Here is a 23087-nt window from a genome sequence, read left to right as displayed (position 1 = left end):
GAGCTTTTAAATCTGTTACAAGTTATCTTTTTCAACCAGATGCTTCAACATAGAAAACTTATTACCCCAAAACTTTTCATAATAAGACAACCACTGTTTCACTTCAGTTAAAGGCTCTGGATGCAACTGATAAATTTTCTCCCGACCTTCTTTTCTGCCGGAAATTAGTTCAGCCTCCGTTAGAATCTGCAGATGCTTCGTTACAGCTGTTCGGCTCATATCAAAGTGATCCGCAATCTCTGAGATCGGGCGCTCATTTTCAGAAAGCAACCTCAATACTTCACGCCTTGTTGGATCGGCAATTGCTTTAAAAACATCGTGTTTTTCTGCTCGTGCTGCCACTTAGCCCTCAACGACCTTTTTCAGTCTTTCATTCACAATACCAACCCATCCGCCGTTCATGCGGTCACGCACATCTTGCGCTTTTTGATTTGCTTTCCCAACGATCGAGTCTTCTTTCCAACCGCTGTGGATCAATGTGAATTCTGTCTGATCTCCTTTTTCCTCTAACAGAAACGTCACGACCCAGCCGTCCGTGTCCCATGAAAAGGATAGCTTGTGCGGTTCATCGATCACGAGCACTTTACATGGTGAAGGGCCAAAAGGGGACTGGATGTGAAACTCATGTCCTTCTTCTGCTTTAAAGTCATTCGGCATGAACCACGCTGACATGCCTTCTGATGTCGATACAGCATCCCACACTTTTTGAATCGGTGCGTTAAAGGTTGCGGTTTGTTTAATATCTGGTAGTGTTGACACAAACATTCATCTCCTAATCTGAATATATAACCATTTGGTTTTACGTTAAGAATATAACACCTTTTGGTTGTATGTCAATTCATACTGGGGCGAATGGATAAATATGCTAAAATGTAGGAATACAACGTGTTCATGAAAAGAGGCTAACGGTATGACCCAAACGCAAACAAGAAATGAACCAAAACGTATACCTGAAGAAGTAAAGATAGTATTGAATTCTTACTTTGAAAAAATAGAGAAGAAGCTGCCTAATAAGTTGGAGTCATTTTATCTATTCGGCTCTGTTTCCATTGGAGCTTACCAAGAAGAATTAAGTGATATTGACTTTTATGCGGTAACAAAAGAAAAGCTAACACAATCAGATGTTGAGAAATTAAAAGAAATTCACCAGGAGATGAGAAAAGAGTATCCGCAGCCGAGCTTAGATGGCATGTATCTGACGCGAGAAGATCTAGAGAGTGAAAACAACGGTAATTCTTCATGTCCGTATTTTAATGAAGGAAAGCTTCAAAGTTATCGACCTTTTCACCGTAATTGGATCGACGCGTACCAACTTCAGAAATACGGCATCGTCGTTAAAGGACTGCCGATTGAAACATACAATCTATCTGTAGATTGGACTGAATTGAAATCAAACTTAGTCGAGAATATTAACAGTTATTGGCTAAACTGGGTGAAGAATTGTGAGCGTTTTCCTTCTCTTCAGTATATAGGATTATATATGAGTGCTAACATGATCGAGTGGGGTGTGCTCGGCGTGACGCGTCTTTATTATTCGTTAAGAGAGGAAGACATCACGTCAAAAGCGGGTGCTGGTGAATACGCACTCCAAACGGTTCCTGAAGAGTATCATCAAATCATCCGGGAAGCATTGCGAATTCGAAATGAAAATAAGTTCTCGCATTACGGATCGATGAGGAAGAGAAGAAATGATGCACTCAGCTATATGAAGTATATAATTAAAGAATGTAATAACTTGTAAGAATCATAGAAAAGGATGGGACGAAAATGGGGAAATTAGTGTTTAAAAGAGACAGTCAGTTCATGAACAAGATGAGAAAGTTTGATATTTACCTGAACGAGAGCAAGACAGAACAGATCAAGGACGGAGAAACGAAACAACTGGATGTAGCTCCTGGTGAGTATATCGTAAAGATGCAGATTGATTGGGTAGAGAGCGCAACGCACAAGATCCAGATCGGTGCAGATGACACGGTTCATTTTCAGTGCGGCAGCCGATTGAAGGGGATGAAGATCTTGAAAGCCTCTTCTGCTATGAACACGGTGGATGAGTACATCTATTTAGAAAAGAAGTAAGGTGAATAAGGAAGGGATTCCGATGAACAGAATGCAGCATCTGCTTTATGGATTTCTAGTCGGACTTGGGTTTATGTCACTAAGTCTAGTGGATCTGGAACGTTTTGGTCCATTTGACGCCTTAATCTGGTTTATAAACACAGTTTTGTACTATGTAGGTTACGGAGTTGTGGTCGTTCTTGGAGTCTGGATCTTATTCATCGTCATGGGAGAACTTGGCGAACAGTCACAAAAGGAGCGAGAGTAGTGGATAGCAGAATACAAGCATTCGTAGATCAAGCCCAAACAACGTTCGGACTCGGAAACTACTATTTACATCATCATAGTCTCTGGAGAAACGTGAACCACTTCAAAAAAACGAGTTACATACTTTGTTTGGAGTGGTTTCCGAATGGAACGGAGTCCGATGAAGATGATTCAAATCCTGATGGTACAGTGGTCATTGAATACGACGTGAACACCGGAAAATTGAATAATGCAATCTTTGTGATGGGTGAGACCTATGCACGAGATGGAATTCAGTTTGCTGGTGGAACTGAGGAAGTCATTAAGTGGATCAAACAAGAAACTGGCTTAACACATAACGAGCAGTTCCAAATACATAAAGAGACAAAATATGAAATAGAATTTCGTTCATCTATAGACAATACTCCTATCTCTCCGTCTGGAATGATTGAAGTGAAATGGAATGATAAACGACAGCTAACCTTCTTTTCCGTTCATGGAGAGTTTCCGACAGGTCATACGGTAAAATGCGAATCCTATACTCTTTCCTTAGAGAAAGCAAAACACATAGCCAAGAAACAATTGAAAAGAATTGAATTTCCGTCGTTTGAACAAAAGAAGCTATTTGCCGTGTATGCGGTAGAAGAGATCTACATAAGAAACAAAGATCAGATGACCAAACCGTTTGAAATACTTCAAGATGGTGGGACTTCTAAAAAAGTGTATCACATTTTGCAGTGGAACGAGCCAATTTCTGGAGCTTTTGAGCGTAAAGAAATCGATTTGCAAGAAGAGATTACCGTAGATGAAGCCTTTTCCTGCATGCCTTCTCCAACCACCCGACCTATTACTGAGGAAGATGAGAAGAAGTGTGTGGAAGCAGTAGAACGATTATTGCGTCAGGAATATCCGGAAGACGCTGGGATATGGCGTGTGACAACTCTACATCGAGACAAAAAGTTTCTAGTTGCGACACTCGGAACGGATCAACATGAAACACGGGTTTTTAAAAGAAAACTGTCGGTATTCCTAGATCCACATTCGATGGACGTTGTGAACTACATTGACAACCAGTTCATGTTAGAGATGTATAATTCCTTTGAAGCACCTGGTGAAGTAGCGGTTACACAAGACGAAGCGTATGAAAAATTGAAAGGCTTATTTGAGCTCCAACCATTTTATGTGTATGACGATGAACAGAAGCAGTATATTCTATGCGGAAAGTTAGACTGTCATCATGGCGTGAATGCTGAAACGGGTGAAGTGGTTTTGCTGGATGATTTAGGATAGATAATGGAGGTTTTAAATATGTACATAACCATTGCGGATTTTATTCGAGAATGGAATCGCGAAGCAACGCTAACGGAAAAGGTGTTAGATGGTTTAACCGATGAATCGTTGCAACAAAAAGTTTATCAAGAAGGACGAACGTTAGGGAGAATCGCATGGCATCTTACCACTAATATTCCAGAGTATTTAGCTCATTTTGGTTTGAAAGTTGATGAAGTAAAACATAAAGAAGAGGTTCCAACATCAGCTAAAGAGATTGCTGACACTTTTAAAGATTTAAGTTCTGCTGCAACGAAAGCCATTGAAGAGCAATGGACAGACGAAAGCTTGAGAGAAGTGCAAACGGCCTTCGGTAGAGAAGAATCAAACGCGCAGATTCTGATGGGACTCATCAAGCACATTGTTCACCATCGTGGACAAGCAACAATCTTAATGCGTCAAGCGGGAATTAAGCCTTTTGGAGTATATGGGCCACCGAAAGAAGACTGGATTCATCTAGGTGTAGAAAATCCACCTCTTTAAATAAAACAAGAAACGGATTGCTAGGAGATTTTATGAACGAAACACAAGTGAAAGTGTACTTCTCCCTTTTTGGCGATGGCTTTCCGATAAATGAAGTGACGAGAAGACTAGAAATCACACCTACAGAAAGCTATAAATAGGGAGATCTCATACCAGCGAATTCTTCACTCCGTAGAAAAGAAACAAATTGGGAGTACGGAACAGATTACCAATACTCACTCGATGTGAATGAACAACTTCAGCAAGTTATGAATCAGTTGAGAGATAAATGCTATGTCATTAATGAATTACAAGCAGAGTTTGGCTTAGCGAGTAAAATCTATATTGTAATCCGAATGGTAAACGGGCAAGCACCAGCTTTGTATTTAGAGAAAGACATCCTCACATTCGCGTCAAACGTCGGAGCTGAGATTGAAGTGGACCTTTTATGACCTGGAACTGGAATGAGACTATAATTAATCTCGAGTATTCATATGAAAATTTGAAACAGCTGTTAAATGATTTCTGTGAGAATAAGAGTGAGTATTCTCAATACGAACTTGCTAAATGGTGCGATAACTTAACGATGGCGTGGGAAGAAGAAGATCTAGACGAAAAAGGAGATCTTACCTTTTTCATAGCCAGAGATATCGAGTGTCAGTGGGATTTATACTTAGTCAATACGTATACAGATAAACAATTAAGAGCACTCGATCTGAATACGGTGTCCATGCCTGAAAATTGGATACAGAATTGGTTTCAGAAGTTGAATGCTGGTGTGTGGGTTGAAGAGTACATTAGTGAATCTCAACTGAATGATGAAGGAGTTTCTAACATGAGAAGATATTTGTTCTCTATTGGCTGGGCATTAATCGCCATAGGGTTGTTCGTATATTGGTACGTGACAAAATAGCAGTCTTTCGCTGTGTATGAGGTGTGTATATGATTAAGTATTCCGGAACTCCCGTTTTAGAAACTGACCGACTACTTCTTCGTTCTTTGAAACCATCCGACACTCAAAACATATTTGACCATTGGCTTTCAGACGAACGCGTCGCAGACAATCGAGTGAACGCTGCTCACACGAGTGTTGCTCAAACAGAAGAGCGGGTGAAGAAGATCGTCAGTCAGTATGAAGATCAGGAATTTTGTTATTGGGGCATCGTGTTGAAAGAAACAGGTGAACTGATTGGAGAAACCGACCTGTACGATTTTGATAGCTCGACTGATAACTGTGAGGTAAGCTATTCGCTTGGGTTCAAGTGGTGGAACCATGGGTACGGAACTGAGGCGTTGCAAGCTGTGGTAGAGTTTGGCTTCCGACAGATGAACATCCATAAGATCTCAGCTGCACATAACACCGATAATCCTGCTTCAGGTAGGATTATGGCCAAAGTTGGAATGAAACAAGAAGGTGTGATCCGTCACATGATTCGCAATGCGAAGAATCAGTATAAAGATTGTGCTGTGTATGGAATTCTTCGTGAAGACTATCTCAAATCAGGTGTGTATGTAGAGGGAGATAAATATGATTAATGTAAAAGAATTGAATCATGTTTTTGATTACAAAAAAGCCATAACTACGACTTTTGATGATGTATTACATAAATTCACTCAAGATTATGATGGTTCGATAAAGACGATTGGTCCTAATAGCCAACTATTAATTATCACGCAAAATGCTTATATCCAAGGTAAGATTAATCACTTTACTCATGAAGAGGAAGAAAACAATAAGTACTTCTTTTCAGAGGGATTAACAGAACTGGGGAGCAGACTTGAAAGCTTGCCAGAAACGATGACCGCTTTGAATGTAACGGCACCACTCCATCTAAAAGATGTCACCATAAGTCCTATCTTAAACCCAGATCAAAAAAGACAGTTAGGCGAAATGGTCTTGTTTACTGACCAAATCGTAGGATTATCCATCATTTAAAGACCACACGAATAGATTTACTTCAGTATGGTTTGGAGGAAAACACTTTGAATGACAACCAAATGAAACTAAAGCATTGGAGAAACTTTATATTATTTTCAGTTATAGTTGGTCTAATCGTTGGATGCTTTTCAGTGGTTTCTGATCATTCCCCGTATTTTGGTGAAGGCTCTAACGTTTCAGCACTCGAAACTATCACTTATTATCTAGCAATCATGGTCAATTCTTTACCAATGTGGTTTATCGTAGCAATGATTGTAGGTTATTTGTATGGAAGGAACTTAAAAGAAGGAATTTTGTTCGGAGCCATCTACACAACATTGGCTATTACGTTTTATTTCATAATAGGAAGTGTTTTTGAAGAGACAGCGATTCAATCTACTACTAAGGAAATCATCACTGTATATGTCACTTGGTATGGAACGTCATTAGTCGGCGGCTGTATCGGTGGAGCTGCAGGCTTTTTATTTAAAAAGACCCCATATGTCTTACTCCTTTTACCTGTGGGATTAACGCTACAACTCTTGCTAAATGGTTATCGAAGCTGGAGTAATAGTATAGGCATAGCGCAAAACATAACTTTTTGTATCATGATGATCTTCTCAATATGGCTATTTCTTAATGTCAAAAGAAAAAATCATACAAGTTATGATGTTCAAAAATAAAGAAGTTGAAGTGGAGAGTTAATACGCTTGGAGGAGATCCAAGCGTTTATTTTGTTACTGCTATTGTTCATCGGTTGTAGTCTGCTGACTCTCCAAATTCTTAACTCTGTGTAGCACTTGAAATAGAATTGTCGTGATAAAACTAAGCTGAACAAACAGAAAAATTCCGATAAAGAAGGCTGTATCCATTGATGCTCCTCCCAAGCTTAACAAAAACATGAGAGCAAAAAAGACGATAATCCCTCCGATGATATTTGCCAAGAACGCAAACACCCAATTGTCCATTCTTTTTCCTCCTATTATCAACTTTCCATATTTTAACTTTACGCTTTTGCTTTTAGTATTTAAAGAACAATATTTTCTAAATGATGTACTTTTTTCCTAAATATCTTGATATAATTTAGTTCTTGGAGAAATGCAAAGCCTTCGTTTAAAATCTTTAAACGGTGTTGCTGATCGGCTTTCTCATCTTTTGGCAACTGGTATACCGCTGTGGAACCAGTTTTGGGTTCGAAGCCCTAAATGAAGCCACTCAATAGCTTTTAGGATTGAACAATTTTGCAGGTAAGACCTCCATTGTTTACTCCATGTCTGTTGGGTGGTTTTACACGTATTTAAAGTAAGGGGAATAGGGATGGAATCATTTTTAGAATATCTTGTAGTTATTGGGTTTGTGTTTATTGTTGTGTTTGCTATTCTATCGATTATCAAGAAATTTTTTGCTTCGGTAACGGTGTACGAGTATGAACGTGGTGTGAAGTTTAAATATGGGGCTTTTCAGGAGATTGTAGGCCCAGGCAAGCATAAGTATTCTCCAGCATCTACAGAGATCATGGTTTTTGATATGAGACCGACGATTATGCAGCTGAACGGGCAAGAGTTATTAACGGCTGATCAACTTAGTGTAAAGATTAGTGTTGCTGTAAACTATCAAATTACTGATCCACAAATTCTGATCTCTGAATATGAAGATTATGAAGAGCATGTGTACATGAACGTGCAGCTCAAACTGCGTGATGTCGTATCTTCGTTAGAATTAGATGACCTGTTGAGCAAGCGGAATGAAGTAAATGAATCGCTTCAACAACTTCTTGTTGATAATACGTTTGCTGGATTATCCATCATCTCAGTAGACATAAAAGATATTATGTTATCTGCTGAACTAAAAAAAGCATTCCTTGAAGTGATTAAAGCGAAAAAAGAAGCGCAGTCCTCACTGGAGAGAGCTAGAGGAGAAGCGGCGTCCTTAAGAAGTCTGGCGAACACGGCTAAAATGTTGGAGAACAATCCAGAATTAGCGAAGCTTCGCTTAATGAACACAATTGAGAACTCGAAAGGCAATACGTTTGTAGTCGATTTGGCAAATAGTACACATAGCATTAAAAAGCAATCGAACGCGTAACAAAGGATGTGCATTTCTTCTAGAAGGAGAAGTGCACTTTTTTATGGAAAGAGATAGTAGAATACGTGAGGAGTGGTTAGTATGAATCATCCGTTAGAAGCGGGATTGAAAAAGATGTTACAAGAAGCATTTGATGGACCACAAAAACCAGTGACCGTTAGCTGGTTTACGAATACAAAACCAGACTCAGGCATATTTGGAGTTTTATCTCAACTAACTGCTGCTGATGCATCAAAACAAATCTATGGAACAACACTCGCAGCTCATACCGATCATATTCGATACCATATGTGGGGAACCAATGAATGGTTGTATGAAGGGACATTTCCAACAATGGATTGGAATAAAAGCTGGGAGATTCATAGGGTTAGCGAAGAGGAGTGGCTTTCCATTCAAGCAGGGTTGCAGCATGAATATCATCGCCTTTTAGAAAAGATTAATCACATGGAGTGGAATGAGGACTTAGCAAATGAAGTAGTAGGTTCGTTGGCGCACTCTGCATATCACCTTGGCGCAATGCAACAGATGATAAAATTTATGAAAGATCAGGTGAAATGAGATGTTTATCGCTGGAGTCTCAATCTTAGTTATCGTGGTTTTTACTTTGCTTGGTATTGACGTACAGTTGAGAAAAAATAATAAACAAAATGAAGAAATCATAGAGTTGTTGAAAGAGATCAATGAAAAATATTGAATGGTTTAGGTGCATGTTATGGAAATTAAAGTACAATCAGAAATCTATCGTTTAGGTCTCTTTATCGGCTTCTTTCGAGTAAAAAATGTTATCGAGTGGTCCGATCAATTAATAGAGAAGTTGGAGCAGCCTCCATGCGAAATTCTTGAAATCTCGTTATCTTCTAACTCAACAATAGCTTCGGTATGTTCAAAGTTAACCGATGTAAAAGGAGAGTATGATGAGGCGCTTCCGATCCAAGAAATTCTGAGTCTACTTAATGACGAACTAATTCAAACAAGTGATGTAACGCAAATTTGTACATATATGTATCGTCTTGTTGGTCACATTCCAGAGAGCTGTGATGATATTGAAAGGTCGATTATTATTCTAACAGATAGGTGGGAAATGGCAGTTGATGGCTACTATGGGGATGTAGAGGAAGCTCGTAATGATATTAATGAATTCCTAAAAGAATTTGGATCGTTAGAAGGTTGATTCTTATAAACTTGTAAATTATTTGAGCGAAAAAGGAATGTTTTATTAGAAATGAAAAATGTAATCAAATACACTACGATCTTCATTTGGGCTGTATTGTTTCTTTACTATTATGATAAATTTATGCCAGAAGGAATACTCTACTTGGTTATCGGAATTCCTGCGCTTTATCTAAGTGTTAGGGCAATTCTTTACCTTTTTAACAAGGAGGATAGGAAAGAGAGTAAAGGAAAAAGCGAAAAAAGCAGTTAGCCTTCTTCGCTTCAATACTTATTTCATCTCTGCTAATAATTCTTCCAACTGGTTCCAAGTCATCGTTACACCTTCGAGCATACCCATTTCTAGAACTGTCTTCACATCATCAGCAGAAGCATATTCTGCACGGTTGATCAGTTTTGTTTGGTTGCCTTCTGAAATAAAGGTTAATGTAACTTTTGTTTGAGGCAATTCTTCAGAAACATTACCTTCAGCATCAGAAAACGCGTCTACGCTCTTGATTTTCTCTGGTGCGACGATCTCATGAAATACCGCTCTGCCCCAAGATTCGTGTCCGAAGTATTCTTGACTCTCATCTGTACATTTCATGCAATAGTGCCAAACTCCTTCAGGACGGAACTCGAATTGTTTGATCGACATCGTCCAGCCACCTGGAGCCCACCAGCGCTTCAAATGTTCTTCTTCAGAAAAAGCTTTAAACACAAGTTCGCGAGGTGCATTAAAGGTACGTTCTAACACCAGTACATTTCCTTCTACTTTAGAAGTTAATTGATTCGTTTTATTTTCAACAGTCATTATTAATTCCTCCTTCATTTATGTAGTGCCAATTATCGTTTATTTCATGTCTTTTAAATATTCATCTAAGCGGTCGAACCGATCTTCCCAAATGTTTCGAAAGGTATCAAGCCATTCTTCTAGTTCTAAGAAAGGTTGTGACTGCAGCTTATAGATTCGACGATTCGCAATAGGTTGAACCTCAACAAGCCCAGAATCACTAAGTACACGTAGATGCTTCGATACCTGTGGTTGGCGCAGCTTAAGGCTGTCGGCAATTTCTCCTACAGTAAGAGGACCAACTCTCAAAAGCTCAACAATGTGAAAGCGATTGGGCTCGGCAAGTGCATGCAAAGTTGTTAGTTTCTCGCCCATAAACTGTTCCTCCTTTCATATACAATATAACTCATAAGGAATATTCTTGTAAAGGAATATTAAAAAGAACTTTTCGACATGATCTGCAAGTTGAGCTGAATTAAATCATGCAGGTCATATGCTACATATTGAGCAGCGAGGTACTGTTCAACAACTAGTTGGAGATTGGTTTTTATAAGTCAACTCTTGTTTCGAAGCTGCTTGCTAACACCAATAATTAAGTAAATCAGGCCGATAATAAAAACAACATGCACAGGAATTTTCATAGAGTAGTTATTGTTAATCAGATATACGTACAAAGTAACTAATGCTGCTGTAATTGTAAACGAGATCCACCATTTTCTTATTCTAAATGTTGTATAGCCTACTATGAATGCTAAAAGGAGAAGGGTTGATGTGAGTATTAACCAATTTGTAAATGTAAGAAAGGGAAGAAGAAATAAACATATAATGAAGTAGATGCATACTACATAAAGGGCTTGTTTCAAATCGCATCCTCCTTATATTTGATATTAGGAACAAATCAAGAGCAATCATGATAAACCTGATGAAACCAATTACAGTTTTATAACGCCTACTTGTATATAGAGTTATTAAAATAGGGGGTTGTAGGATGAACAAAAAAGGGGTTCTTGCTCTTGTCCTGGCATTTTTATTCATCACGAGTTTCTTTACGTATTACATCATGAACGCAAAGCCGCCATCGGCAAGTGCTAAAACAGAAACAAACGTCACGATTCCAACTAAGCAAAGCACTTATTGCTGGGATGGGTTTTTAAGGGGTGCGTGTGTAGATTATGCGGAGCCATTTATGATGAATGAAATAAAAGCTGTTTCAGTGTCGCCAGGCGAAAAGATTGCTATATCGTATAAACGCAAACCGATTAAAGTATCAAAAGAAGTAAATGTATGGACCAAGGGGGAGTCTGATTTTAAAACGGTGACTTTACTAGATGGAGATCTTTATGTGGCTCCAAGTGAAAGTGGCACTTATGCTGTTAGTACGAACGGAACTTGGAAAAGAGGATCTTCCTCACAAGTATTCTTTATTAAAGTGCAATAGAGTAAAACAAAAAAGTAACCCATCAATGTCTGCTATGGATGGGTTACTTGTATAGACTTTTAACGTTTTTATTTCTTCTTCCTTTTTTCCATTTCTTTTTTAACTAAAGGAACGACTTTGTCTTTAATTCCTTTTTGCACTTTTGGATTGCTGAGTACTTTCTTGATTTGCTCTTTCATGAATCGTGCCCCCTAAAATCGTGATAAATCTATATTTCCCTTTAAGAGAGGCTTGTTAAACCTGTATGAAAAAATGTATGTAGTAGTGTTTTGTAACATGAAAAGCCGCCCTGAAAGGCAGCTCATTGATTAACCGATTCGCTTTTTGTTTTTCTTGCTCTTACGTGCTTTCTTGCAAGCCAATAAGCCATCTAAAATACTAATGAAACTTCTCAAAGAAGACACCCCCATCTATCTCATGTTGAGAAAAGAATAAAGACTAAAATCTCTATTCCTTATATCATATGTGAGCTTGTCTTATTGGTTTGTACATTTATTGAATCTATTAAAATTACTATAGAAGGAATAGAGAATAGCATATGGAAATTAGAAGATATGCTAGGGGGTATTTCAATGAATGAAGAAATGGATAGAGTAAAAAAACGTGTAGATAAGCGTCTTGAACAGCATGCTAATCCTAACCATAGTGAAGTGCCATTTAACGATGCCATGGAACACTATGGAAAGATCGAGGGCTATCCAACTAAGAATCTTTCAAAGGTAAATATACAGGGGCTGCCACTGCCTATCCGTATGCTCGGTTATTTCTTCATTGGAACGATGAGTGTGGGGATGATCACTGTTTTCCTTTTGTCGTTATTTAAATAAATCGTACAAAATGATGGTGGGGTGCTAACAGATGGATAAACGTGTTCAATTCGATTTTGAAATTGATTTTACCAATGGTGGAGGATTACAAGGACAGGAATTTCGTCTGGATCTTCATGGAGATAATATTTCAGATGAAGAGCTGGCGAAATATATCGTGGAGGATATGAGACTGTTGATGGTGGGGGAAGTGCGGATCTTGAATAAGAAGATTATTGAGGAAAAGCATAAACGGAAATTGTGATTGATGATTACAAGGATTCATGTTTGCCAATGTAAAGCGAAGTGGTGTCTCTGATTCCACAAACGAACAGGTGACTTTAGGATAACTCTATAGGAAGGTGAATAAAATCTTAGGATTTTCTCTAACTGGTGTGTTTAATTTCCTCTTTGGGTATTTATTTCATTATTTGTCCATTTTTTTTGTGTTACTGTATTTGTACATTGCAGAAGCTCTTGGTTGGACATTAGACCCTACATTAGAAAAAGGTTTATTAATTCCAATTCTTATTGCAACAATATTTGCAAGTTTGATTTATTTCTCAATACTTGTTATTACAAACAAATACTTGTGGAAGAAAACTCAATTGAATAAATTATATTTCTTAATATTAATCTTAGTAACTTTCTCATTAGGATTCCTTTCTAACGAAGAAAGAATTAATATCTTATTCAGCTAACGGGTGCCTTGTTAAAGGCATTAGAAAACGACCAACTCTGGTCGTTTTTTTGTTGTTATTTTCATATTCAAATATTAAGAAAATGCCTGTGAATAGTGTACAACGCCATGCACATGAGCCAGAGAATTCTCTGTTAACTCAAGCGCCATAAACACTTCATCAGGAACATCAAAGGGAGCTTTAATTCTCCATGTGCTAGCCTTTTTGAATCCAAACTTCGGATAATAATCTTGATGACCTAAAACGAGAACTGACTGATAGCTTAAGTTCTTGGCAGACGTTAGGGCTGCTTTAATAAGTTGACTCCCAATGCCTTTATTTTGATACTCCGGAACAACAGAAACGGGTGCTAGTGCTAGTGATTCAACGACCTGTTTATGATTAACAATCAGAACCTTTGAAAGCAGAACATGCCCGACGATCTCTTGTTTTACGTTTTCAGCGACTAAAGAAAGTTCAGGAACGAATGCTTCTGACTGCCTGATTCGGTGTACAAGAATATGCTCTTTCTTGTCACTGAATGCCTCTGATTGGAATGCATTTCTAACCACTTCTTCAGTCTTTTTATAATCCTCCATGCGTTCAATGCGAATTTTCCTATCCATTTATAGTCTCCTTATCTTATCAAATATATCTTGCACTCTATAAATGGCACCTTCTTCATGTAAACGAACGAAGAAGGTTTACTTACTCAGCTCTAAACATAAGTTGATCAAACAAAAACCTCCATCTGAAATATGTTCTATCGTATTAAGTTATTGATCTGGCGTCAACTCTGAGAGATTGTTAATGAAGTTAGCTTTTTCAAAAGGAATTATAGTGTTTTCATAGAAATGATAGAAGTTGATCATATAAAAAATGATTAGGGGGCTGCTCTATGCCAAAAAGTATGTTGAATCCTAAAGTTGATGAATTTTTGAAGGAAGCAAAATCGTGGAAAGAAGAGTTTGAACAGTTACGAAGAATCGTATTAGACTGCGGCCTCACTGAAGACTTTAAGTGGATGCACCCGTGTTATACGTTAAATAACAAGAATGTTGTTTTGATTCATGGATTTAAAGAATATTGTGCTCTATTGTTTCATAAAGGCGTTTTGTTGAAAGACGAAAAGAAGATTCTGATTCAACAAACAGAAAATGTACAATCAGCGCGTCAAATTCGATTTACGAATGTTCAAGAGATCCTTGATTTAGAAAGTACGCTCAAAGCTTATATTCATGAAGCGATTGAAGTAGAAAAATCGGGGTTAGAAGTGCAATTGAAGAAAACAGCGGATTATTCAATACCCATCGAATTCCAAAATAAAATGGATCAGATCTCCGATTTAAAAGAAGCTTTCGAAAGTTTAACACCAGGTAGGCAAAAAGCTTATATTCGGTATTTTGCTGAAGCCAAACAATCAAAAACGCGAGAAGCTCGCATTGAAAAATATATGGATCAGATTCTTGATGGAAAAGGGTTAAATGATTGCACGTGCGGGTTATCCAAACGAATGCCTAATTGCGACGGCTCACATAAAAGTATTCGATAAGAAGGTTAAGAAATTGTAAGAGTGAAGGAGCTATGAAATGTCTAAGTGGCAGACGAAGTTAGGTGCAATGTTCAATGTCCTATAGCGTTTTCCGAGGAAATGAATGAGGCGATCCTTCAATCTACTTTTGTTCGTTTCAAAGAAAGTAATCACTATCCTTTTCTTGAGGAATCACGTTTGTTTAAAGAAGAAATTCAGAAGTTCATGAACAATGTTGTTGAAATGAAAATCTAGTGTAATAGCTTAGGAGAGAGTTGTAATGTACACACATATGCCGCCCGACTATACGTGCCTTTTTGTTTAGTAGTTCAAGGAATGGAGGACCCCAATAACAAACTGGTTCAAAGCAAGCAACAAGATATTATTTATCAGGATGAGTATGTGACGGCGCTTATCGCAACGTTATGGTGGCCGAACAACAAAGGTCATGTGATCATCATTCCTAACCGTCATTATGAAAATATCTTTGATCTGCCACTCGACATCGCCGCTCACATTCATAAAGTGGCTCAGCAAGTATCTTATGCTCTGAAAGATTGCTACGCGTGTGATGGTATATCTACCAGGCAGCATAACGAACCAGGTGGAAGTCAGGATGTTTGGCATTATCACCTGCATGTGTACCCTCGGTATTTTAACGATCATCTTTATCTGACGCACGGCAGTCTTAGCGATCCAGAGGAACGAGCGGGTTATGCAGCAAAACTTAGAGCATGGTTTCAAACACAAAACACATACAACAAACAAAGAATATAAAGGATGACATTCATGAATACACATAGCGATTTAATAGAAATTGAAGCTTATTTATTGAAGAAGTATGATTGCCACACCATCATTTTGTACGGATCGTATAGTCGTGGAGATTATACAGAAGAAAGCGATGTGGATCTTATCTGCTTTTCAGATTCCGTTACCGAGGATACGAATGATGTAGAATTTATAGAAGGAAAGCAGTTAGATGCTTGGATTTATCCTACTGAAAAAATGAAGCAGGCTGAACCGTTTCTACGTGTACATAAAGGCGAAATTTGGATTAACAAGAAAGGTTTAGCGGAAGAGTTTTTAGCTACAATTCAAAGTACGTTTGAGAAGGGACCAAAACTATTAACTCAAGATGAGAAGGACTTCTTAAAAAGTTGGCTTAAAAAGATGCATGTGAGATCTGCCAAAAATGATTTAGAAGGAAACTATCGCTTTCATTGGATGTTAAAAGACAGTTTAGAAATCTATTTTGAATTGAAAAGTGAATGGTTTTTAGGTCCTAAAGTATCTTTTCAATGGTTAAAAGAGAACGATCCTAAAGCTTTTGATCTTTTTAATCGTGCATTATCAACGGATGCAGACGATAAAAGTTCTAAAGAATTAATAGATTACCTTTGTGAGTTGTAAAAGTGAAAGTAGATTACGAGTCTAGAGATCCTAACGGATATGAGTTTGTGGATTTTATTTACGTGACGGAAGAAAAACTTGAGGATTTCGGAACACTTTCAGGATCCTTTGCTGTAATTAAATGTAAAGGGAAGTTTCTTATGTGCTTTAACTCTTTACGGCGACAGTGGGAGCTGCCAGCAGGAAAGAGAGAAACGGGTGAAACACCAAAAGAATGTGCCATTAGAGAGCTATATGAAGAAACAGGACAAACTGTTAAAGAACTGAGTTTATTAGGTTTAGTTAATTCAAAACATGTAGGGAATGGATCTTTCAAACGAAATCCTGTGTATTTTTCTGAGGTCGTACAATTGCAGCCGTTTGTAGAGAATGATGAAACTACAATGATTATGCTTTGGGATATGGAAGAACAGATTGGTAGAGTGGATGCAGTAGACCTGAAAATAGTAGAGTGTATGGCTGGAAGACGATGATTTGAATCATTGTCATCAGCTCATGGCTAGATCACTAAAAATCACCCATCCATTTTTAATGAAAAATTTGGATGGGTGATTTTTAGTTTTATCTATACAGAAGCTTTCTCTATGTCTGACTTTATTTCTTGAAACCATTTTAAGTTTACTAAATGGTGAGAACGAGAATTTTCGTTCATACGGCGAAAATAATCAATTTTTCCAGGTAGTTCCTTATGGTTTGCTAAGTATTCATCAAGGAGGGCAATTCTGGCTTCAGTTTGTTCAATCTGAGATTGAATATTTCCTAACAACTTATTTGTATCGAATACATCTGCAAATAGTAACGTCCCATAGATTGGTAATTTTACATATTCGGATTTTGTTCCATATTTGATCATTAATTGATCAAATTCTTCTAAGCCCAAAGACGTAATTTTAAAGGTGTGAATGTCACGACCGTTGTTCGGGCGTATGTGTTGTGTTTGTTCAATCCAACCTTTTTCTTCAAGTTGTTGCAAATTGTAATAAAATGATCCTTTCGTAAAATTAACGATATATTGATAATGTCGTTTTTCCATTAAACTTAATAGTTCGTATCCATGAGCGCCAGGGTTTTGTATAAGTAAGCCAAGGATTAGTAAGGGAATCAAGATTGCATCACCACCGCCATATTTGCTTCAAATTCAGCGTATGTGATTTTACCTAGAGCTAAATCCATACTATGAATATAAATTTGTTCCGTTTTCGAATAGTTATTGTTTATTTTTAAGGATTGATCCTCATCCGAAAGAGGCTCTAAGATATGAGACTTTCTCGAATATGCAGCGTAATAGCGAAAACCAAATTTTCGTTGGGAAACTGCGTTTAAATGAATACCATCCGGATTGGGAGTTAAGCCTTCTGCCGATACAAAATAACAATTTTGCTGCTCATGAGCGAATCGCCGTAATTGTTTGTTGATCTCTTGAAACTCTGATGAGTACTTTCCAAAACCTGTTTTTCCTAAAAAATCGCCAAGCTCACCAATCATTACTGGGACATGATGAAGGTTTAATTCTTTACGAAAGGTTTCAATGATCAGAGATAGCTTTTCGTAATACGTTTCATGTAGAGAATTATGGCTATCACTTTCACCTTGATGCCAAAGTATGCCACAAATTTGACTGGTTTCCAGAGCAAATCGTGCTTCAGACAAGGCATGTTGAAAAAGAGTACCTTGTGGATGCCAATCGTCCAAGGAACTGCCACCTTCCGCACAAGGTATCAAACCAATTTCATCATGTGGGTTGGCTTTTGCAAACTCCTCTGCAAAGGATGCAGCTAGACTTACACCAGCAACAGGACGATCATAATTAATGGGTTCTGTCATCATTTGCCACTGTCCGTTGCGCAGCATTTTTATTTTTTCATTATAGATAGGTTCTACCTCATGCAAGAAGCCTCGACCTGCCATATTTGATTGTCCTAACATTAAAAAAGATTTAATCATTTCATCTTCATTCCTTTACATAATAGTCTAATTAGACTTGTATATTATAATAAGGTCTAATTAGACTATCGTCAACTTGCAGCTGCTAGTCATTATTAATATTGAAACTGCCAGCAAGTATATCCGCGTCTAACACTATGTACTTTTTGTTATTAAGCGTATTAGGGAGTATTAAATAATTTACATGGGTATAATTTTTTGAGAAAGTAGAGTTACTATGTAGATGATTATAAAAATAATGAGGTAGGATAAAAATGATTGCAAAAACAGAAGAAGATTTTAATGGATTGAAGGAAATTGGCAGAATTATTGCCTCAGTTAGAGATGATTTAGTACAAAGAACAATTCCAGGCATAACGACGAAAGAACTTGATGATATTGCCGGAGAACTATTAGAAAAAGCAGGTGCAGTTTCAGCTCCTAAAGGTGAATATGACTTTCCAGGGTTTACGTGCATCAGTATTAATGATGAAGTGGCCCATGGTATTCCAGGTGATCGGGTTATTCAAGAAGGCGATCTTGTAAATATTGATGTTTCTGCTTCAAAGAATGGTTATTTCGCTGATACTGGAATCTCATTTGTAGTTGGACAAGGAGAAGAAGTATTAACGAAATTATGCGACGTTGCGAAAATGGCATTTGATGCAGGTCTTAAGAAAGCTAAACCGGGTTCCAAAAAAAGCAGAATCGGAAAAGCAGTATATGAAACAGCGAAACAGCATGGATTCACGGTTATCAAAAACCTTACAGGACATGGTGTGGGACGTAGAATACATGAAGAACCAGACCATATTTTAAACTATAATGACCCATGGGATCATGAATTATTAAAGGATGGGATGGTTATCGCATTCGAACCATTTATATCAACTTTAGAAGAAGAAGTTTACCAAAAAGAAGACGGTTGGACCTATGCTACTGAAGAAAGTTATGTAGCACAAGTAGAACATACAATTATCCTTACTAAAGATGGTCCGATTATTGTTACACTTTAATTCAAAATGTTAGCTCACAATAAAATTGAACCATTAACACACTGTTAGTTGAAATTAACAGTGTATTCTTGAGAGGACTTTAAATTCTTGAAGAAGTAGGTAGTGAAGTTGCAGATCTAAGATATGTAAATAGTTCTTCCTTTGTCACTGAATCAGGGATAAATTTCATTGATATTGTTTTTCTTTGTCACTATAAATCAGGTGAACCATATGCAAAAAGCAAAGAAGAGGTAGATGAGGTTATTTAGATGACTACTACTGAGATTCTAGCACATGCAAATTCACCCTTATTTTTAAAGGAAAACATCAGATTAGCAGATAAAATGCTGCAAGAAAAAATGCATTTGAAATGTTAATAGTATAGTACATTATCATTGTTAGATATATTTATGGATTTCAAGAGAAGGATCTTTTAACACGATACCTTGTAAAGATGATAAACGCAGAATGGAATTTGAGATGAAGACATTAAAGATGTATGCGAAATTAAACGAAGAACGAGAGATCGTGATCAAAAGAATCGAAGAGAGTGGATCAATCTATGAGAAATGATGTGATACTAAACAAGATTAGCATCATCGAACGATGCTTAAAGCGGATAAATGAAGAGTATGATGATACTCCATTGAATTAGAAAACTTTACAAAACAAGATTCCATCATTCTGAATATCCAGCGTGCTTGTGAAGCGGCTATTGATCTCGGTATGCATGTGGTAGCAGAAAAGAAACTGGGAATTCCTCAAACAAGTCGAGAGACGTTTGATCTGCTTCAGCAAAATGACATCATCACAACAGATTTATGTAAGGGACTAAAGGCAATGGTGGGATTTCGTAACATTGCTTATCAAGAAGTAAACCTTGAGATTGTGCAAAAGATTATTGAAAAGCATTAGATAGATTTTAAAACCTACACTGAACAAATTTTGGCATATAACTAGTCTGAAATCCAGCACTGTTCACTTTATAAAGTGAATAGTGTTTTTTTCCATGGAATTTACTCAATTATGTTCCACTAATGGTCCAGATTGTTGAATAAGTGATATGGTAAATTTATGTTAAGTAGAGGATGATTAATATGAATAACTGGAGATTTGATAATGGATCGAAAAAGAAACTTAGGGGACTAAAGAGAAGATACAAAACATTAATTAAACAAATAGAGAATTCAATGAAAATAATGCCTGATTTGAACGAAAGCAGTCTAGGATATTGGCATGAACATTTACCTTTTAATCAAGAATATGTAGATTCAAAGAAGACTCCAAATAGTATACGAAGAGGTATTATGCAAACATTAATTGATCAAGTCAATCATTTAATAAGCATTAAAAAAGAAGAACAAATAGATTTTAGAATATATACGGTCATTTCTCTACCTAGTTTGTTTGACTCTCAAATTGCAGTCCTACCCGATAAAAGTTGGTTTGAAGGATTTTTTGAAAGGAATTCAGAAGAACAGAAATGGATTCCTTTAGACAAAGACAGAGACCTTTTAAAAGAATGGCGTCTCAAAGCTCCCTCTAATCTGGAAGTAAAGGGATATAAGGAAATCATTTCTGACGAGGACTATTATCTTGAAGGTGAAGTTTGGATTATAGGAGAATTAAGCTAAATATATATGAGGCATTCCTGAAATGGGGGAGTGCTTTTTTATTCAAAAAAATGGTATCATTCCTGAAATAAGTAATTTTACAATTGGGTACGTTAATGTGCTGACCGCAATTAAATAGGGGTGTATTAATAAGTGGAAGTAAACGACCGCAAAGAACGGGTTAGATCACTTCAAATAAAAAACAGAAGAGAAAATATTATTAAGAAAATGGAAACTAAAAGTATCAGCTTATCACTTGATTCCTTTTTAGATATTCAGTCTTCTAAGTTTTTACTCGAGTCACTATTTGTTAAAATTAATAAACTAAAAGAAGATAAACTTGAAATTAAATTTGAACACAGCCATGAAACAGCAATAAAACACATTAGTGATTTTAAATCGAGAATGCCGTTTAAAGATAAAAATGTTATTTTGTTTCACCAAACCTATCTTGAAACAGGTGCTATTATCGTAGATATTGGGAATGTTTTTAAGGAAATTAATTGGATGATCAGTTTTAGTGGTTATTCACAAGAAGAATTTGATTTTATTATTGTCGAACCTAAATTAGAATATGGTATTTGTATCGAAATACTGGAATACCAAGATACATTTACTATATGGGGTTTATTCAACTAAAGGGTGCTTTTCTTAAAGAAGGAGAAAAACTATGAATATAGTTCAAATACTTATGGCAGGAGCTGTAACAGCAACTGTAATGACTGTTTTTAGTGAGGGATTAGAAAGATGGGAAAGAGTTGCTCTTAATCTGGTAACATTTTTCCTAACTTTATTTATTGTAAAACTGTTTCAAAAGGCTAGAGCGAAAAACAATTAATTTATTTAGCAACTAAATATTCTCTTACTTAATTCCATATTCAACAAATGGTTGCTTTTCTTCAACAAGGAAACATGCACTTTTTTATTGAATTTACTAAACAAACGTAGCAGGATTGTGGAATAAGGAGTTTATTATGAGTAGAAGGATATAGAATAATAATTTTAAGGAGATGGACGTTATTTCAAAACAAATTGAAGAACGACAAATACAAATTAATAATTGGGAAGACAAAGACCTTGATCTACTTGTTAAATTAAACGCACCAGAAATGATGGAACATCTCGGAGGGTCTGAAAGTAATGAACAGGTTCTAATGCGTCATAAAAGGTATCTTGAACTTGGTGAAAAGGGAAAAGTATTTAGCATTACCCTAAGTCCTGATTTTGTAGCGGTTGGATCAGTTGTATATTGGCAATCAACTTGGAATAATGAATGTGTTTATGAAATAGGGTGGAGCATACTACCACAATTTCAGGGGAAAGGGATAGCAACACATGCCGTTAGACTTGCAATTAATGAAGCAATTAAGGAAAAGAAATATAAATACATACACGCTTTCCCTTCTGTTGATAATCCTGCTTCAAATACGATTTGTCGAAAGCTCAACTTTTCATTTATATCAGATTGCGAATTTGAATACCCACCCGGTAATTTCATACATTGTAACAATTGGCGCTTGGACATAAAGTAAATCATATTTGGTTTTTCGTTTTTCAACAATCGGGTGCATTTCTTCAAGAAGGAGAAGTGCCTTTTTTATGGAATTAAAAGAAGGTCAGTTAAACAATGAATAGAGAAAATGAAGAAAACTAAATTCTAAGGGGTTAGGATATGAAAGAAATATTAGGGTATTTTCTTATTGCTCAAGCAGTGTTAACAGGGATTATAGTTTACGCAATGACTCAATTAGCCGATTCCATTAAAGCTTCTGCAGCTTATATAACAACTAAAGAAGGATCATTGAGCTGGGGTAATGATTTGGGAATGCCTACATTCGCATTTGTTTTATTGATAGCTGTTATTGGAAAGGGCATATACTTGGTATTACAGAAAAAATAATTCGTCTTATTCAACAAACTGGTGAGTTAATCAGTGGAATAAGTATGAGTCGATAAAAGGTAAGAAAATGACATATGTAGTAGGAGAAAGTATGAAAATGAGCAAAGGCAGATATAGGAGATCTATTAGAGGTATATACAGGGAAACTAGAAGTGAATTATTATTTGAGTTGCTATGGAACATCTTAACTTTTATTCCAAGAGTGATGTTCCGATTAATAAAAAGCATTTTTAATCACTATTAAACAATCGGGTGCGTTGATCCAAGAAGGATTAACGCACTTTTAAAGGAAGTTATTGAACAATCGAGCAGGATTGTTGAATAAGAGCAGTTAAGGTTGATTGCAATAAAAAAAGATAAAAATTTTTAAAATTAGGAGTGGTGATACGTGTTGGTTGTCATTCTATTACTTATTGTAGGAGTAATTGGCTTTATCTCTTTTTTATATTTCATTCGTTCATATCGGATGGGAGAAAAATACTTATTTAATCGAAGTCAGTTATTTAACGATATTACAAATTTCGTAATTTGCCCTAAGTGTAGCCATAGTTCAGTTCGTGCAAAAAACGGAGTGCAGATGTGTTCAAAATGCCATTTTGCATATTAAAGATAATGAGTGTTATTCCGTTATCGGGTGCTTTAATTGAAGATCTGGTTAAATATAAAAGACTAGTCAAATGACGAATCTTTTATATTTAACCTACAAAATCAATGTTATTTCCCTTAATAATTTTGAAAAAGAACCTCAAAA

General features: G+C 36.6%; 37 protein-coding genes and 2 pseudogenes. 30 read left to right on the top strand and 9 right to left on the bottom strand.

All coding sequences use genetic code 11. The features are described 5' to 3' along the window. Positions 1-15 precede the first annotated feature (15 nt). On the bottom strand, positions 16-342 hold the full coding sequence (locus IHV09_RS11815) for an ArsR/SmtB family transcription factor (protein WP_197264571.1): 327 nt from the start codon (positions 340-342) through the stop codon (positions 16-18). Beyond that, positions 343-765, bottom strand: a complete 423-nt coding sequence (locus tag IHV09_RS11810) for an SRPBCC family protein (RefSeq protein WP_197264570.1) — start codon at positions 763-765, stop codon at positions 343-345. It abuts the gene before it with no gap. A gap of 145 nt (positions 766-910) precedes the next feature. On the opposite strand from IHV09_RS11810, the gene IHV09_RS11805 reads away from it, so the two are divergent. Genes IHV09_RS11805 through IHV09_RS11760 form a run of 11 tightly spaced genes read left to right on the top strand, consistent with a single transcriptional unit; the run spans position 911 to position 6693 of the window. Next, positions 911-1741 carry an aminoglycoside adenylyltransferase domain-containing protein gene (locus IHV09_RS11805; RefSeq protein WP_197264569.1) on the top strand — a complete coding sequence of 277 codons (831 nt, stop codon included), beginning with the start codon at positions 911-913 and terminating at the stop codon, positions 1739-1741. A gap of 26 nt (positions 1742-1767) precedes the next feature. Further along, a complete protein-coding gene (locus tag IHV09_RS11800) occupies positions 1768-2076 on the top strand; it encodes a hypothetical protein (RefSeq protein WP_197264568.1) in 309 nt (102 codons plus the stop codon). Between the two features lie 22 nt (positions 2077-2098). Next, a complete protein-coding gene (locus tag IHV09_RS11795) occupies positions 2099-2323 on the top strand; it encodes a hypothetical protein (protein ID WP_197264567.1) in 225 nt (74 codons plus the stop codon). After that, positions 2323-3591 (top strand): hypothetical protein, encoded by a 1269-nt coding sequence (locus IHV09_RS11790; protein WP_231618286.1) that lies wholly within the window; start codon positions 2323-2325, stop codon positions 3589-3591. Before IHV09_RS11795 ends, IHV09_RS11790 begins: the two co-directional genes overlap by 1 nt. Positions 3592-3609: 18 nt before the next feature. After that, positions 3610-4113 carry a DinB family protein gene (locus IHV09_RS11785; protein ID WP_197264566.1) on the top strand — a complete coding sequence of 168 codons (504 nt, stop codon included), beginning with the start codon at positions 3610-3612 and terminating at the stop codon, positions 4111-4113. Positions 4114-4145: 32 nt separating this feature from the next. Beyond that, positions 4146-4253: a DUF4279 domain-containing protein gene (locus tag IHV09_RS22425; protein ID WP_231618285.1), complete on the top strand. Its 108-nt coding sequence runs from the start codon at positions 4146-4148 to the stop codon at positions 4251-4253. 9 nt (positions 4254-4262) lie between these two features. After that, complete coding sequence (locus IHV09_RS22420) at positions 4263-4544, top strand: DUF4279 domain-containing protein (protein WP_370568978.1); 282 nt, start codon at positions 4263-4265, stop codon at positions 4542-4544. Beyond that, complete coding sequence (locus IHV09_RS11775) at positions 4541-5005, top strand: hypothetical protein (protein WP_197264565.1); 465 nt, start codon at positions 4541-4543, stop codon at positions 5003-5005. The genes IHV09_RS22420 and IHV09_RS11775 overlap by 4 nt, the downstream gene beginning before the upstream one ends. A gap of 29 nt (positions 5006-5034) precedes the next feature. Continuing rightward, on the top strand, positions 5035-5628 hold the full coding sequence (locus IHV09_RS11770; protein ID WP_197264564.1) for a GNAT family N-acetyltransferase: 594 nt from the start codon (positions 5035-5037) through the stop codon (positions 5626-5628). Further along, positions 5621-6028, top strand: a complete 408-nt coding sequence (locus IHV09_RS11765) for a hypothetical protein (protein WP_197264563.1) — start codon at positions 5621-5623, stop codon at positions 6026-6028. Before IHV09_RS11770 ends, IHV09_RS11765 begins: the two co-directional genes overlap by 8 nt. A gap of 47 nt (positions 6029-6075) precedes the next feature. Then, entirely contained in the window at positions 6076-6693 is a 618-nt protein-coding gene (locus IHV09_RS11760; RefSeq protein ID WP_231618284.1) for a hypothetical protein, read from the top strand. A 60-nt stretch (positions 6694-6753) separates the two neighbouring features. On the opposite strand, the gene IHV09_RS11755 is transcribed toward IHV09_RS11760, so the two are convergent. Then, positions 6754-6978 carry a hypothetical protein gene (locus tag IHV09_RS11755; RefSeq protein ID WP_197264562.1) on the bottom strand — a complete coding sequence of 75 codons (225 nt, stop codon included), beginning with the start codon at positions 6976-6978 and terminating at the stop codon, positions 6754-6756. Positions 6979-7327: 349 nt separating this feature from the next. On the opposite strand from IHV09_RS11755, the gene IHV09_RS11750 reads away from it, so the two are divergent. From IHV09_RS11750 to IHV09_RS11740, 4 genes are all read left to right on the top strand, one after another. Beyond that, the gene (locus tag IHV09_RS11750) at positions 7328-8095 is read left to right on the top strand and encodes a slipin family protein (RefSeq protein ID WP_197264561.1); all 768 of its coding nucleotides are present in this window, start codon (positions 7328-7330) and stop codon (positions 8093-8095) included. An 81-nt stretch (positions 8096-8176) separates the two neighbouring features. Further along, positions 8177-8653, top strand: a complete 477-nt coding sequence (locus tag IHV09_RS11745; protein WP_197264560.1) for a hypothetical protein — start codon at positions 8177-8179, stop codon at positions 8651-8653. Between the two features lies 1 nt (position 8654). Next, positions 8655-8789, top strand: a complete 135-nt coding sequence (locus tag IHV09_RS22665) for a hypothetical protein (protein WP_255520096.1) — start codon at positions 8655-8657, stop codon at positions 8787-8789. Between the two features lie 18 nt (positions 8790-8807). Continuing rightward, positions 8808-9266, top strand: a complete 459-nt coding sequence (locus tag IHV09_RS11740) for a hypothetical protein (RefSeq protein ID WP_197264559.1) — start codon at positions 8808-8810, stop codon at positions 9264-9266. Between the two features lie 270 nt (positions 9267-9536). On the opposite strand, the gene IHV09_RS11735 is transcribed toward IHV09_RS11740, so the two are convergent. From IHV09_RS11735 to IHV09_RS11725, 3 genes are all read right to left on the bottom strand, one after another. After that, the gene (locus IHV09_RS11735; RefSeq protein ID WP_197130207.1) at positions 9537-10058 is read right to left on the bottom strand and encodes an SRPBCC domain-containing protein; all 522 of its coding nucleotides are present in this window, start codon (positions 10056-10058) and stop codon (positions 9537-9539) included. A 39-nt stretch (positions 10059-10097) separates the two neighbouring features. Then, complete coding sequence (locus tag IHV09_RS11730) at positions 10098-10412, bottom strand: ArsR/SmtB family transcription factor (protein WP_137789207.1); 315 nt, start codon at positions 10410-10412, stop codon at positions 10098-10100. Positions 10413-10591: 179 nt separating this feature from the next. Continuing rightward, a complete protein-coding gene (locus IHV09_RS11725) occupies positions 10592-10900 on the bottom strand; it encodes a hypothetical protein (protein WP_197264558.1) in 309 nt (102 codons plus the stop codon). A gap of 125 nt (positions 10901-11025) precedes the next feature. On the opposite strand from IHV09_RS11725, the gene IHV09_RS11720 reads away from it, so the two are divergent. The 3 genes from IHV09_RS11720 to IHV09_RS11710 all read left to right on the top strand — a co-directional run bounded on the left by IHV09_RS11720 (position 11026) and on the right by IHV09_RS11710 (position 12546). Beyond that, positions 11026-11475 (top strand): hypothetical protein, encoded by a 450-nt coding sequence (locus tag IHV09_RS11720; protein WP_197264557.1) that lies wholly within the window; start codon positions 11026-11028, stop codon positions 11473-11475. A 572-nt stretch (positions 11476-12047) separates the two neighbouring features. Continuing rightward, complete coding sequence (locus tag IHV09_RS22415) at positions 12048-12302, top strand: hypothetical protein (RefSeq protein ID WP_231618283.1); 255 nt, start codon at positions 12048-12050, stop codon at positions 12300-12302. Positions 12303-12333: 31 nt separating this feature from the next. After that, entirely contained in the window at positions 12334-12546 is a 213-nt protein-coding gene (locus tag IHV09_RS11710; protein ID WP_197194084.1) for a cyclase, read from the top strand. 510 nt (positions 12547-13056) lie between these two features. On the opposite strand, the gene IHV09_RS11705 is transcribed toward IHV09_RS11710, so the two are convergent. After that, positions 13057-13587: a GNAT family N-acetyltransferase gene (locus IHV09_RS11705; protein ID WP_197264556.1), complete on the bottom strand. Its 531-nt coding sequence runs from the start codon at positions 13585-13587 to the stop codon at positions 13057-13059. 272 nt (positions 13588-13859) lie between these two features. Between IHV09_RS11705 and IHV09_RS11700 the strand changes: the two genes are divergently transcribed. The 4 genes from IHV09_RS11700 to IHV09_RS11685 all read left to right on the top strand — a co-directional run bounded on the left by IHV09_RS11700 (position 13860) and on the right by IHV09_RS11685 (position 16378). Further along, positions 13860-14513, top strand: a complete 654-nt coding sequence (locus IHV09_RS11700; RefSeq protein WP_197264555.1) for a DUF1801 domain-containing protein — start codon at positions 13860-13862, stop codon at positions 14511-14513. Positions 14514-14828: 315 nt separating this feature from the next. Further along, positions 14829-15269 carry an HIT family protein gene (locus tag IHV09_RS11695; RefSeq protein WP_197264554.1) on the top strand — a complete coding sequence of 147 codons (441 nt, stop codon included), beginning with the start codon at positions 14829-14831 and terminating at the stop codon, positions 15267-15269. 12 nt (positions 15270-15281) lie between these two features. After that, positions 15282-15905, top strand: a complete 624-nt coding sequence (locus IHV09_RS11690) for a nucleotidyltransferase domain-containing protein (protein ID WP_197264553.1) — start codon at positions 15282-15284, stop codon at positions 15903-15905. Between the two features lie 2 nt (positions 15906-15907). After that, a complete protein-coding gene (locus tag IHV09_RS11685; RefSeq protein ID WP_370568966.1) occupies positions 15908-16378 on the top strand; it encodes an NUDIX domain-containing protein in 471 nt (156 codons plus the stop codon). 92 nt (positions 16379-16470) lie between these two features. Here IHV09_RS11685 and IHV09_RS11680 read toward each other — a convergent pair whose 3' ends face one another. Together IHV09_RS11680 and IHV09_RS11675 are read right to left on the bottom strand one after the other, a co-directional pair. Next, a complete protein-coding gene (locus IHV09_RS11680) occupies positions 16471-17010 on the bottom strand; it encodes a PadR family transcriptional regulator (RefSeq protein ID WP_197264552.1) in 540 nt (179 codons plus the stop codon). Further along, positions 17007-17849, bottom strand: a complete 843-nt coding sequence (locus tag IHV09_RS11675) for a sialate O-acetylesterase (protein WP_197264551.1) — start codon at positions 17847-17849, stop codon at positions 17007-17009. The genes IHV09_RS11680 and IHV09_RS11675 overlap by 4 nt, the downstream gene beginning before the upstream one ends. A gap of 254 nt (positions 17850-18103) precedes the next feature. Here IHV09_RS11675 and map point away from each other — a divergent pair, with 254 nt between their 5' ends. The 8 genes and pseudogenes from map to IHV09_RS11635 all read left to right on the top strand — a co-directional run bounded on the left by map (position 18104) and on the right by IHV09_RS11635 (position 22336). Continuing rightward, positions 18104-18844: a type I methionyl aminopeptidase gene (gene map, locus IHV09_RS11670; RefSeq protein WP_197264550.1), complete on the top strand. Its 741-nt coding sequence runs from the start codon at positions 18104-18106 to the stop codon at positions 18842-18844. Between the two features lie 417 nt (positions 18845-19261). Continuing rightward, positions 19262-19396 (top strand): annotated as a pseudogene (locus tag IHV09_RS11665) (type VII toxin-antitoxin system MntA family adenylyltransferase antitoxin); the annotation flags it as partial. Next, positions 19386-19738, top strand: a pseudogene (gene hepT / locus IHV09_RS11660) (type VII toxin-antitoxin system HepT family RNase toxin). The pseudogenes IHV09_RS11665 and hepT, both read left to right, overlap by 11 nt. Before the next feature lie 182 nt (positions 19739-19920). Further along, on the top strand, positions 19921-20457 hold the full coding sequence (locus tag IHV09_RS11655; RefSeq protein ID WP_197191692.1) for a DUF3916 domain-containing protein: 537 nt from the start codon (positions 19921-19923) through the stop codon (positions 20455-20457). A gap of 132 nt (positions 20458-20589) precedes the next feature. Next, complete coding sequence (locus tag IHV09_RS11650; protein WP_197264549.1) at positions 20590-21075, top strand: YxiF family protein; 486 nt, start codon at positions 20590-20592, stop codon at positions 21073-21075. A gap of 31 nt (positions 21076-21106) precedes the next feature. Further along, positions 21107-21274, top strand: a complete 168-nt coding sequence (locus tag IHV09_RS11645; RefSeq protein WP_197191694.1) for a hypothetical protein — start codon at positions 21107-21109, stop codon at positions 21272-21274. Between the two features lie 181 nt (positions 21275-21455). Continuing rightward, positions 21456-21968, top strand: a complete 513-nt coding sequence (locus tag IHV09_RS11640) for a GNAT family N-acetyltransferase (RefSeq protein ID WP_370568977.1) — start codon at positions 21456-21458, stop codon at positions 21966-21968. 140 nt (positions 21969-22108) lie between these two features. Then, complete coding sequence (locus IHV09_RS11635; protein ID WP_197191696.1) at positions 22109-22336, top strand: hypothetical protein; 228 nt, start codon at positions 22109-22111, stop codon at positions 22334-22336. Positions 22337-23087: the final 751 nt, after the last annotated feature.

The organism is Fictibacillus sp. 23RED33, assembly GCF_015903925.1.
Classification (GTDB): domain Bacteria; phylum Bacillota; class Bacilli; order Bacillales; family Fictibacillaceae; genus Fictibacillus; species Fictibacillus phosphorivorans.
The sequence above is the reverse complement of the archived record's forward strand: the minus strand, read 5'-3'. Positions and strand labels throughout refer to the sequence as shown.

Excerpts from the sequence above, each read along its gene's own strand:
- IHV09_RS11810 (WP_197264570.1), bottom strand. The coding sequence starts at position 765 with ATGTTTGTGTCAACACTACCAGATATTAAACAAACCGCAACCTTTAAC.
- IHV09_RS11805 (WP_197264569.1), top strand. The coding sequence starts at position 911 with ATGACCCAAACGCAAACAAGAAATGAACCAAAACGTATACCTGAAGAA.
- IHV09_RS11800 (WP_197264568.1), top strand. The coding sequence starts at position 1,768 with ATGGGGAAATTAGTGTTTAAAAGAGACAGTCAGTTCATGAACAAGATG.
- IHV09_RS11795 (WP_197264567.1), top strand. The coding sequence starts at position 2,099 with ATGAACAGAATGCAGCATCTGCTTTATGGATTTCTAGTCGGACTTGGG.
- IHV09_RS11785 (WP_197264566.1), top strand. The coding sequence starts at position 3,610 with ATGTACATAACCATTGCGGATTTTATTCGAGAATGGAATCGCGAAGCA.
- IHV09_RS22425 (WP_231618285.1), top strand. The coding sequence starts at position 4,146 with ATGAACGAAACACAAGTGAAAGTGTACTTCTCCCTTTTTGGCGATGGC.
- IHV09_RS11775 (WP_197264565.1), top strand. The coding sequence starts at position 4,541 with ATGACCTGGAACTGGAATGAGACTATAATTAATCTCGAGTATTCATAT.
- IHV09_RS11770 (WP_197264564.1), top strand. The coding sequence starts at position 5,035 with ATGATTAAGTATTCCGGAACTCCCGTTTTAGAAACTGACCGACTACTT.
- IHV09_RS11765 (WP_197264563.1), top strand. The coding sequence starts at position 5,621 with ATGATTAATGTAAAAGAATTGAATCATGTTTTTGATTACAAAAAAGCC.
- IHV09_RS11755 (WP_197264562.1), bottom strand. The coding sequence starts at position 6,978 with ATGGACAATTGGGTGTTTGCGTTCTTGGCAAATATCATCGGAGGGATT.
- IHV09_RS11750 (WP_197264561.1), top strand. The coding sequence starts at position 7,328 with ATGGAATCATTTTTAGAATATCTTGTAGTTATTGGGTTTGTGTTTATT.
- IHV09_RS11745 (WP_197264560.1), top strand. The coding sequence starts at position 8,177 with ATGAATCATCCGTTAGAAGCGGGATTGAAAAAGATGTTACAAGAAGCA.
- IHV09_RS22665 (WP_255520096.1), top strand. The coding sequence starts at position 8,655 with ATGTTTATCGCTGGAGTCTCAATCTTAGTTATCGTGGTTTTTACTTTG.
- IHV09_RS11740 (WP_197264559.1), top strand. The coding sequence starts at position 8,808 with ATGGAAATTAAAGTACAATCAGAAATCTATCGTTTAGGTCTCTTTATC.
- IHV09_RS11735 (WP_197130207.1), bottom strand. The coding sequence starts at position 10,058 with ATGACTGTTGAAAATAAAACGAATCAATTAACTTCTAAAGTAGAAGGA.
- IHV09_RS11730 (WP_137789207.1), bottom strand. The coding sequence starts at position 10,412 with ATGGGCGAGAAACTAACAACTTTGCATGCACTTGCCGAGCCCAATCGC.
- IHV09_RS11720 (WP_197264557.1), top strand. The coding sequence starts at position 11,026 with ATGAACAAAAAAGGGGTTCTTGCTCTTGTCCTGGCATTTTTATTCATC.
- IHV09_RS22415 (WP_231618283.1), top strand. The coding sequence starts at position 12,048 with ATGAATGAAGAAATGGATAGAGTAAAAAAACGTGTAGATAAGCGTCTT.
- IHV09_RS11710 (WP_197194084.1), top strand. The coding sequence starts at position 12,334 with ATGGATAAACGTGTTCAATTCGATTTTGAAATTGATTTTACCAATGGT.
- IHV09_RS11705 (WP_197264556.1), bottom strand. The coding sequence starts at position 13,587 with ATGGATAGGAAAATTCGCATTGAACGCATGGAGGATTATAAAAAGACT.
- IHV09_RS11700 (WP_197264555.1), top strand. The coding sequence starts at position 13,860 with ATGCCAAAAAGTATGTTGAATCCTAAAGTTGATGAATTTTTGAAGGAA.
- IHV09_RS11695 (WP_197264554.1), top strand. The coding sequence starts at position 14,829 with ATGGAGGACCCCAATAACAAACTGGTTCAAAGCAAGCAACAAGATATT.
- IHV09_RS11690 (WP_197264553.1), top strand. The coding sequence starts at position 15,282 with ATGAATACACATAGCGATTTAATAGAAATTGAAGCTTATTTATTGAAG.
- IHV09_RS11675 (WP_197264551.1), bottom strand. The coding sequence starts at position 17,849 with ATGATTAAATCTTTTTTAATGTTAGGACAATCAAATATGGCAGGTCGA.
- map (WP_197264550.1), top strand. The coding sequence starts at position 18,104 with ATGATTGCAAAAACAGAAGAAGATTTTAATGGATTGAAGGAAATTGGC.
- IHV09_RS11655 (WP_197191692.1), top strand. The coding sequence starts at position 19,921 with ATGAATAACTGGAGATTTGATAATGGATCGAAAAAGAAACTTAGGGGA.
- IHV09_RS11645 (WP_197191694.1), top strand. The coding sequence starts at position 21,107 with ATGAATATAGTTCAAATACTTATGGCAGGAGCTGTAACAGCAACTGTA.
- IHV09_RS11635 (WP_197191696.1), top strand. The coding sequence starts at position 22,109 with ATGAAAGAAATATTAGGGTATTTTCTTATTGCTCAAGCAGTGTTAACA.